The organism is Rhizobium sp. UFLA01-1127 (assembly GCF_059803845.1).
Genome location: NZ_JAUQTZ010000204.1, coordinates 1 through 8098, shown reverse-complemented (window position 1 = coordinate 8098; position 8098 = coordinate 1). Strand labels below are relative to the sequence as shown.

The following is an 8098-nucleotide window of genomic DNA, read 5'->3' as shown; positions in this document are numbered from 1 at the left end:
AAACATAAAGAGAACGATCCTGACAAGCCGCGCCACAGGGAAACGGCCGAACAAGTAAAAACCTTACAATAGATGATAGCTTGTTGCTTTTTGATGCATTGCGGATCATATGAGGTCAAACTCCCACAAATTGCCAAGTATTCACACCCGCTCGCCCATTTCCGAGGTTTTCCGTGTCTCTCGATGTCGTCGCGCTCGTCCTTTTCGGCGCATTGCTGCATGCGACATGGAATGCGCTCATCAAGGCGGGAACCGACAAATCGCTCGACGCGGCACTGGTTTCGGCCGGCGGCGCGGTCGCAGCCCTCCCCCTGCTGCCGTTTCTGCCGTTACCGGCCTCCGCAGCCTGGCCGTTCATCGGCGCTTCGGCCATCCTGCAATTTGCCTATTTCCAGCTTGTTGCAGCCGCATATCGCGCCGGCGACATCGGGCTGGTCTATCCGCTGATGCGTGGCGTCGCGCCGCTGATCATCGTCTCCACAAGCAGCTTCATGTTGAAGGAGACGCTTTCGGGCGGCGCGTTGATCGGCACCATGACCATCTGCGCCGGCATATTGACGCTTGCGTTCGAAGCGCGAAAAGGCGGTCGCCGGGCAATCGTCCTGGCGCTCGCCAACGCCGTTGTCATCGCGACCTATACCTATGTCGACAGCATCGGCGCGCGAATATCGAGCAATTCCGTCTCTTATACTCTATGGATGGCGCTCCTGCCGCCCGTCCTTCTGTTTGCCTTGGCGATCTCGCAGCGCGGCATCAACGCCGTCGCCGCGCATGTCCGCTATAATTGGTGGCGCGGGCTTATCGGCGGCGGCGGATCGATCGCTTCCTACGGGCTGGCATTGTGGGCGATGACCAAGGCGCCGGTCGCCATGGTTGCGGCTTTACGCGAAACCTCGATCCTCTTCGCGCTGGTGATATCGGTCGTCGTCTTGAAGGAACGATCCAGTATCTGGCGTTATCTTGCCGGCGCCATTATCGCTGCCGGAGTATTGGTTCTGCGCCTGGGTTGACGATAAAATGTGTGGTTTTTCTATACCACATAATCAACATATTGATTTTTAATCATAATTTTTACAAGCGCCAAAGGCGTCGATATTGACCCGCGCGCTCAATCGCTCTATAAGCCGCCGCAGATCGCAGCCCCTCCGGCTGCTTTCTTTTTTGGCATGCATTCCATGCACGCCAAACCAAGCAACAAGAAACGCCCAAACGCCTTCGGGCCAAGGGTCTTAAAAGAGAGTATGCAACATGGCAACCTTCTCCCAGAAGCCTGCAGAGGTGGAGAAGAAGTGGGTTCTCATCGACGCCGAAGGGCTTGTCGTTGGCCGTCTCGCTTCTATCATCGCAATGCGTCTGCGCGGCAAGCATAAGGCTACCTTTACACCGCACGTCGACGATGGCGACAATGTCATCGTCATCAATGCCGACAAGGTCGTTTTCACCGGCAAGAAGTACGAAGACAAGGTTTACTACTGGCACACCGGCTATGCCGGCGGCATCAAGGAGCGTACCGCTCGTCAGATCATCGAAGGCCGCTTCCCGGAGCGCGTCGTTGAGAAGGCTGTCGAACGCATGGTTCCGCGCGGCCCGCTCGGCCGTCGCCAGATGAAGAACCTGCGTGTCTACGCCGGCTCCAACCATCCCCACGAAGCCCAGCAGCCCATCGTCCTCGACGTCGCCAAGCTGAACAAGAAGAACGTAAGGAGCGCCTGACAATGGCTGACCTCTCCTCCCTGAAGGATCTCGGCACGACGTCGGAAGCTGCTGCTCCGGTTCACGTCCGCAAGGTCGATTCGTTCGGCCGCTCCTACGCGACCGGCAAGCGCAAGGATGCCGTCGCCCGCGTATGGGTCAAGGCCGGCTCCGGCAAGATCATCGTCAACGGCAAGGACTACACGGCTTATTTCGCCCGTCCGGTTCTGCAGATGATCCTGCGTCAGCCGATCGTCGCCGCTGCCCGTGACGGCCAGTTCGACATCATCGCAACCGTTGCCGGCGGCGGTCTTTCCGGCCAGGCCGGTGCCGTTCGTCACGGCCTGTCCAAGGCGCTCACCTACTTCGAGCCGGGCCTGCGCTCGGTCCTGAAGAAGGGCGGATTCCTGACGCGCGACAGCCGCGTTGTCGAGCGTAAGAAGTACGGCCGCGCAAAGGCACGTCGTTCGTTCCAGTTCTCCAAGCGTTAATCGCTTGCCCGAGACGGGATTTTGGAAAGGCCGGGGATTTCCTCGGCCTTTTTCTTTTGTAATCTTAGGAAAAATGCAATTCCGCCAGGCAAATTCCGCCAGGCAAAAGACAAGTTTTGCGGCAAAGTCCGACCACAAGCATCGGGGGAATTCCATGCGTGGCTTCATCTTTTCGCTTCTGCTCTTGATCGCCGGCGTCTCGCCGGCTCTTTGCGAGAATGCCAAACCGGCCAAGCCTGCCGAAAGGGCGGCGAACATGCAGAGTATGCGGGATTTTCTTCAGGCGAACCCGGATTGCCGAGAGTTCAACGACAACTGCTCCTATTGCGTCGTGAGAGACGGGAGGGCCGACTGCTCGACGCCGCAGATCGCCTGCGTAAAAAAGGCGTATCAATGCACCGCCAGATCGGGCAAATAAGCGTCGAGCACATTCGCCTGCTTTGACTGAACCGGAATTCCGTTCGCTCCCGTGAGGTACGCCATGAGCACGCACAGAACATCCCGTTTTGCGGCCACGCCCGAGCCGCCCTATTACATCGTTTCCTTCGCTTCGATCCGAACGGAAGGAGACAATGGTTACGGCGCCATGGGCGAGCGCATGGAAGCGTTGGCGCTGGCGCAAGAGGGCTGTCTCGGGCTTGAAAGCGCGAGAGGCGACGACGGCTTTGGCATCACCAATTCTTTCTGGCGGGACGAGGAAAGCATCCGCGCCTGGAAGAACGTCGTCGCCCATCTTGCGGCGCAAAAACTCGGTCGCGAGCGCTGGTATGAGCAATACAAAGTTCGCATAGCGCGGGTAGAACGGGCTTATGATTTCAAGCTGAGCAAAGGAGACACCCTTGCCGAGCACGTCGATTGATCACGCCTTTACCGCGACCGGCTTGACCTCTGCCGCCAGCGACCCGACATTCGCCGGCGCTCTCTCCTTCATGCGCCGCCGCTTCACCAAATCCCTTGAGGGTGCCGATGCCGTGGTATGGGGCATCCCCTTCGATGCCGCGACTTCCAACCGGCCGGGAACGCGCTTCGGGCCGCAGGCGATCCGTCGTGCTTCGGCGATCTTCGACAACGATCCGCAATATCCTTTCAGCCGCGATCTCTTCGCCGAGATGGCCGTGATCGACTATGGCGACTGCCTGCTCGATTACGGCAATCATCAGGATACGCCCGCCGCAATCGAAAGACAGGCGACGGCAATCCTCGACAGAGGCGCCTTCCTGCTGACGCTCGGCGGCGATCATTTCGTCACGTGGCCGCTGTTGAAGGCCCACGTCGCCAAGCATGGGCCGCTGGCGCTGGTTCAGTTCGACGCCCACCAGGACACCTGGTTCGATGACGGCAGGCGTATCGACCACGGCTCATTTGTCGCCCGGGCCGCGCGCGATGGGCTGATCGACCCGGACCGCTCCATACAGATCGGCATCCGCACGCATGCGCCTGACGACTTCGGCATTCACATGCTCTACGGCCATCAGATCGAGGACATGAGCACCGGGGACATCGCTTCGACGATCATCTCCCATACCAAGGGCGCGCCCACCTATCTGACCTTCGACATCGACTGCCTCGATCCGGCCTATGCGCCCGGCACGGGAACGCCGGTGGCCGGCGGTCCCTCCAGCGCCAAGGTCCTCTCGGTGCTGCAGAGACTGCATCAGCTGGACATCAGGGGCGCCGACGTCGTCGAAGTCTCGCCGGCCTACGATCACGCCGATATCACCGCCATTGCGGGGGCAACGGTGGCGATGTATATGCTCGGTCTGCATGCCGAAAGGCGCGCGTCTGGTCGCTGAGCCGGCTGTTATCATTTTGAATCAACTTCATGGCAAACTGAGTCCGGAAACACTCTCAACCTATTGAAAGAGCAGGAATAAGATGGCACCGAAGATCTTCATCGATGGCGAACACGGAACCACGGGCTTGCAGATCCGCACGCGCATGGCCGACCGCCGCGATGTCGAGCTGCTGTCCATTCCCGAGGCCGAGCGCCGCAATGCCGCCATGCGCGAAGACATGCTGAACAGCGCCGACATCGCCATCCTCTGCCTGCCTGACGACGCGTCGAAGGAAGCGGTGAAGATGGTGGCGGCCAACAACAATGTCCGTGTCATCGATACCTCGACAGCCTTCCGCATCCATCCCGACTGGGCCTATGGCTTTGCCGAAATGGACAAGGATCAGGGCAACCGGATCAAGGCTTCGCGCTTCGTCGCCAATCCGGGCTGCTATCCGACCGGTGCCATCGGCCTCATCCGGCCGCTGCGTGCCGCCGGCATCATCCCTGCGGGCTATCCCGTGACGGTCAATGCCGTTTCCGGCTATACCGGCGGCGGCAAGCAGATGATCGCGCAGATGGAAAACCCGGATCATCCGGATGCAATCACTGCACCGCACTTCCTCTACGGTCTGCCGCTGACCCACAAGCATGTGCCCGAAATGACGACGCACGGCCTGCTGGATCGTGCACCGATCTTTTCGCCGTCCGTCGGCCGTTTCCCGCAGGGCATGATCGTTCAGGTGCCGCTGCATCTCGGCGATCTTGCCGAGGGCGCGACGCTCGAAAGCATCCATGCGGCGCTTTCCGACCATTATGCCGGCCAGGATATAGTCCAGGTCGTTTCGCTTGAGGAGAGCCGCAGCCTGCCGCGGATCAATGCCGTCGAGCTCGCCGGCAAGGACACAATGAAGCTGTTCGTCTTCGGCACGCCTGGTGCTGCCCAGGTCAATTTGGTGGCGCTGCTCGACAATCTCGGCAAGGGCGCATCGGGTGCCGCCGTGCAGAACATGGACCTGATGCTGAGCGTCTAAATCACGCGACGCAAATCGAAGCCTTACCGCTCGGCCCAGTCATCCGCAGAGGATCGATTGGGCCGAGCTTTTTCATGCCGGCAAGGGGATCTCCGCGATTTCGCGTTGCCAATGGCCTTCGGCCACATTTCCGCCTTCCCTCTAAATTAGCTGGCACTGCACGGAAAAGTGATCGACCGTGAGGCTCCGCGACCAATTGCCGGCCGGATTTGCCCTCTAATGGCTTCACTGGTCCGGACGAACGGGCACTCAAAGGCATCCCTTTTTTCAATGAATATCCAAGAATGAGCCATCGTAAAGGAATTGGTTACCATAATTCGGCATGCTTCCAGACAGTCGGCAAAGTGGTGGCCGGACGCGAATTCCGCGTCAAGGCGCGTGTGCATTTGTGAGCCGGCATAGTGTCTGTGTAGTTTGGATAACGAGTATCATGGCGTTTGCGATCGAAACGTTCGGTAACTTCAATTCGCGTTCCGGCTACGTCCCGCGATCGAGAAAACCCTTCAGCATCCGTCCCGGCACCCTGGCCACCGGCGTCGCCGTAGCAGCCTTCGCCTGGGTCACCGCAACGCTGATAACGACGCAATCGATGGTGCTGTCCCTCCCCGGCGCGGCGGCATCGGCCGATAGTTTCCTTGCACCGCGCGCTTCCGCCTTCATCGTTCCCCAAAGCCATATGGCGCACCCCGCCCGTTTCTCGGCTCAGATAACGTCGCTGGACGGACAAAGCCGTTTCGGCGGCGCTCCCGCGGCCGATACTGAAGTTCAAACGAAAGCCGGCAGCGCGGGCGCGGTTCGCTTGCAACTGGCGAACGCGCTGGCACAGCAAACCTCCGAGATGAAGCAGGCGCAAAGTGCGGTAGCGAGCATCAAGGGCGGCCGCATCGAAGTGGCTGCGGCCTCCCCTGAGACGATCGACCATCTGCGCAAGGTGATCGCCATAAACTTCGCCACTACGGTACAATCGCTCAATCAGGCCAGGTATGCTGCTGCCTTGATGCCAGCCGCCGGCCCGATCAACACGGTGGCGCAGCCGGCTGCGGTCGCGTCCGCAGCGCCCGAGGTGAGCCTGCCTGCTGTCGCCGAAGCCAAGCCCCTGCCCGCCAAGGATGCGGACATTGCCGTAGCCGAGGCGGTGCTGAATGTCATTCCCGAGGCCCGGCCTGCCCGCGAAACGCCGGTGCAACGCGCCAGCGCCACAAGCGCGATCGCAAAGGCAACGGGCAACGACGTGCCCGTCCGGCCGCCATCGCGCCTCATGGCCTATGCCGACCCGGAGGACAGCTCCGTGCGCAAGGCCAAGCCTTTCATCAACCCCTTTGCGTCGATCAGCCCCGGCGCAGGCACTGCGATCTACGATATCGAGGCGAAGACCGTTTATCTGCCGAGCGGCGAGCGCCTGGAGGCTCATTCAGGTCTCGGCCATATGCGTGACAATCCTCGCTATGTGGACCGCAAAAACACCGGCCCGACGCCGCCTGAAACTTATAACCTGACATATAGGGAAAGCCTGTTCCATGGCGTGCAGGCGCTGCGCCTGACACCCGCAAACGGCGCCCGCGTCTACGGCCGCGACGGCTTGCTGGCTCATACCTACATGCTCAGAGGAGGCCGCGGCGAATCGAATGGCTGCGTGGTCTTCAAGGATTATAACCGCTTCCTGGCGGCCTTCAGGCGCGGCGAAATCAAGCGGCTGAAAGTCGTCTCGCGGATGTCGTCGGCGGCAAGCGTCGCCTCCGCACGCTAGGCGCAGGCCGCGAAGTTTTGCGCGACACGCCTTGAGAGGATTGGATTTAAGGCGCGACGCGCCTCAATCTCTCACCACGATCGATGTCTGGCGCGGCAGTTCGCCATAGAAGCCGCGCCAATTGGCAATTGCAAAGCCGAAGACGATCAGGGCGCCGGCCTGGTGCGCGAGAGCCAGATGCAGCGGCACATGCAGCAGCAGCGTCGAAATGCCGAGGATTGCCTGGATCAGCACGAGCACGAAGAGCACGACGGACCGGCGGGCATGCGTCGTTTGCGCCGCCGCACGCAAAGAGACGATCATGTTGATGGCCACAACGATGAACAGCGCATAGGCGCCGAGACGGTGAACGAACTGGACCGTCTTGGAGTTCTCGAAGAAATTGATCCAGGCTGGCGACTGTATGAAAAGATCTCCCGGTACGACGGCGCCGTCCATCAGCGGCCAGGTATTGTAGCTGAGACCCGCATCGAGACCGGCGACAAGCGCACCGAGGTAGATCTGGAACAGCGCCATGAAAGCGATGAGACCGGCGAGTTTCGCCGAATGGCGGGTCGGCGGCGGTTCGTTCGAATGCGGCGACAAGGCCCGCATGAACCACATGCAGGCGGCAAAGATCAGACAGGCGGTGACGAGATGGGTCGCGAGACGATACTGACTGACGTCGGTGCGCGCTTCCAGGCCCGAGGACACCATCCACCAGCCGATCGCTCCCTGAAGACCGCCGAGCGCGAAAATGCCGGCAAGCGGCTGCCAGAGTTTCCGCTCGACACGGCCGGTCAGGACGAAGAACAGCAGAGGCAGGCCGAAGATGACGCCGATGGTGCGTGCCAACAGGCGGTGCGCCCATTCCCACCAGAATATGCCCTTGAACTCCTCGACCGTCATATCCTTGTTCAGGATCTGGAATTGCGGGATGCGCTTGTAGAGGTCGAATTCGTCCTGCCATTCCTGCGCATTCAGTGGCGGGATGACACCATGGATCGGCTGCCATTGGGTGATCGACAGGCCGGAATTGGTAAGGCGCGTTGCGCCGCCCACCAGCACGAGACCGAAGAGAACCAGAAGCACGCAGGCCAGCCAGATGCGGATGGCGCGGCGATTGCCGTCCTGGCGAGCCATTTCCTTCAAAATAGCCTGTTCGGTCGTAAAATTAGCGGCGGCCATGGCGTCTCCCTTCGATCAGGCTGTTGATTTGCCCGATAGGCGCGTGCAAAACAAGTCCCGGGAGTTTGCGGCATGCCGTCGCGGCATGCTGTCATAATGAGGAGAAAAACCCGTGCCCCTTCGCCTGCGCAAATTCATCGGCATGATCCTGCTCGTGCTGCTGGTTGCAATCTATGCGATCGTTGCCATGATC

General features: G+C 60.4%; 9 protein-coding genes. 8 read left to right on the top strand and 1 reads right to left on the bottom strand.

Annotation, left to right across the window (positions count from 1 at the left end; genetic code table 11):
- Nucleotides 1–173 precede the first annotated feature (173 nt).
- From Q4Q11_RS29795 to Q4Q11_RS29760, 8 genes are all read left to right on the top strand, one after another.
- Entirely contained in the window at nt 174–1010 is an 837-nt protein-coding gene (locus tag Q4Q11_RS29795) for an EamA family transporter (RefSeq protein WP_498571727.1), read from the top strand.
- Between the two features lie 238 nt (nt 1011–1248).
- Complete coding sequence (gene rplM / locus Q4Q11_RS29790; protein ID WP_498571726.1) at nt 1249–1713, top strand: 50S ribosomal protein L13; 465 nt, start codon at nt 1249–1251, stop codon at nt 1711–1713.
- A 2-nt stretch (nt 1714–1715) separates the two neighbouring features.
- Entirely contained in the window at nt 1716–2183 is a 468-nt protein-coding gene (gene rpsI / locus Q4Q11_RS29785; RefSeq protein ID WP_112511030.1) for a 30S ribosomal protein S9, read from the top strand.
- A gap of 154 nt (nt 2184–2337) precedes the next feature.
- On the top strand, nt 2338–2601 hold the full coding sequence (locus Q4Q11_RS29780) for a hypothetical protein (RefSeq protein ID WP_112511028.1): 264 nt from the start codon (nt 2338–2340) through the stop codon (nt 2599–2601).
- A gap of 63 nt (nt 2602–2664) precedes the next feature.
- Nucleotides 2665–3042 carry an antibiotic biosynthesis monooxygenase family protein gene (locus Q4Q11_RS29775; protein ID WP_112511026.1) on the top strand — a complete coding sequence of 126 codons (378 nt, stop codon included), beginning with the start codon at nt 2665–2667 and terminating at the stop codon, nt 3040–3042.
- Nucleotides 3023–3976, top strand: a complete 954-nt coding sequence (gene speB, locus Q4Q11_RS29770; RefSeq protein WP_498571725.1) for an agmatinase — start codon at nt 3023–3025, stop codon at nt 3974–3976. Before Q4Q11_RS29775 ends, speB begins: the two co-directional genes overlap by 20 nt.
- Before the next feature lie 82 nt (nt 3977–4058).
- Nucleotides 4059–4991 (top strand): N-acetyl-gamma-glutamyl-phosphate reductase, encoded by a 933-nt coding sequence (gene argC, locus Q4Q11_RS29765; RefSeq protein ID WP_113216139.1) that lies wholly within the window; start codon nt 4059–4061, stop codon nt 4989–4991.
- Between the two features lie 430 nt (nt 4992–5421).
- Nucleotides 5422–6738 (top strand): DUF2778 domain-containing protein, encoded by a 1317-nt coding sequence (locus Q4Q11_RS29760; RefSeq protein WP_498571724.1) that lies wholly within the window; start codon nt 5422–5424, stop codon nt 6736–6738.
- A 63-nt stretch (nt 6739–6801) separates the two neighbouring features.
- On the opposite strand, the gene Q4Q11_RS29755 is transcribed toward Q4Q11_RS29760, so the two are convergent.
- Nucleotides 6802–7905 carry a COX15/CtaA family protein gene (locus tag Q4Q11_RS29755; protein ID WP_498571723.1) on the bottom strand — a complete coding sequence of 368 codons (1104 nt, stop codon included), beginning with the start codon at nt 7903–7905 and terminating at the stop codon, nt 6802–6804.
- Nucleotides 7906–8098 lie beyond the last annotated feature (193 nt).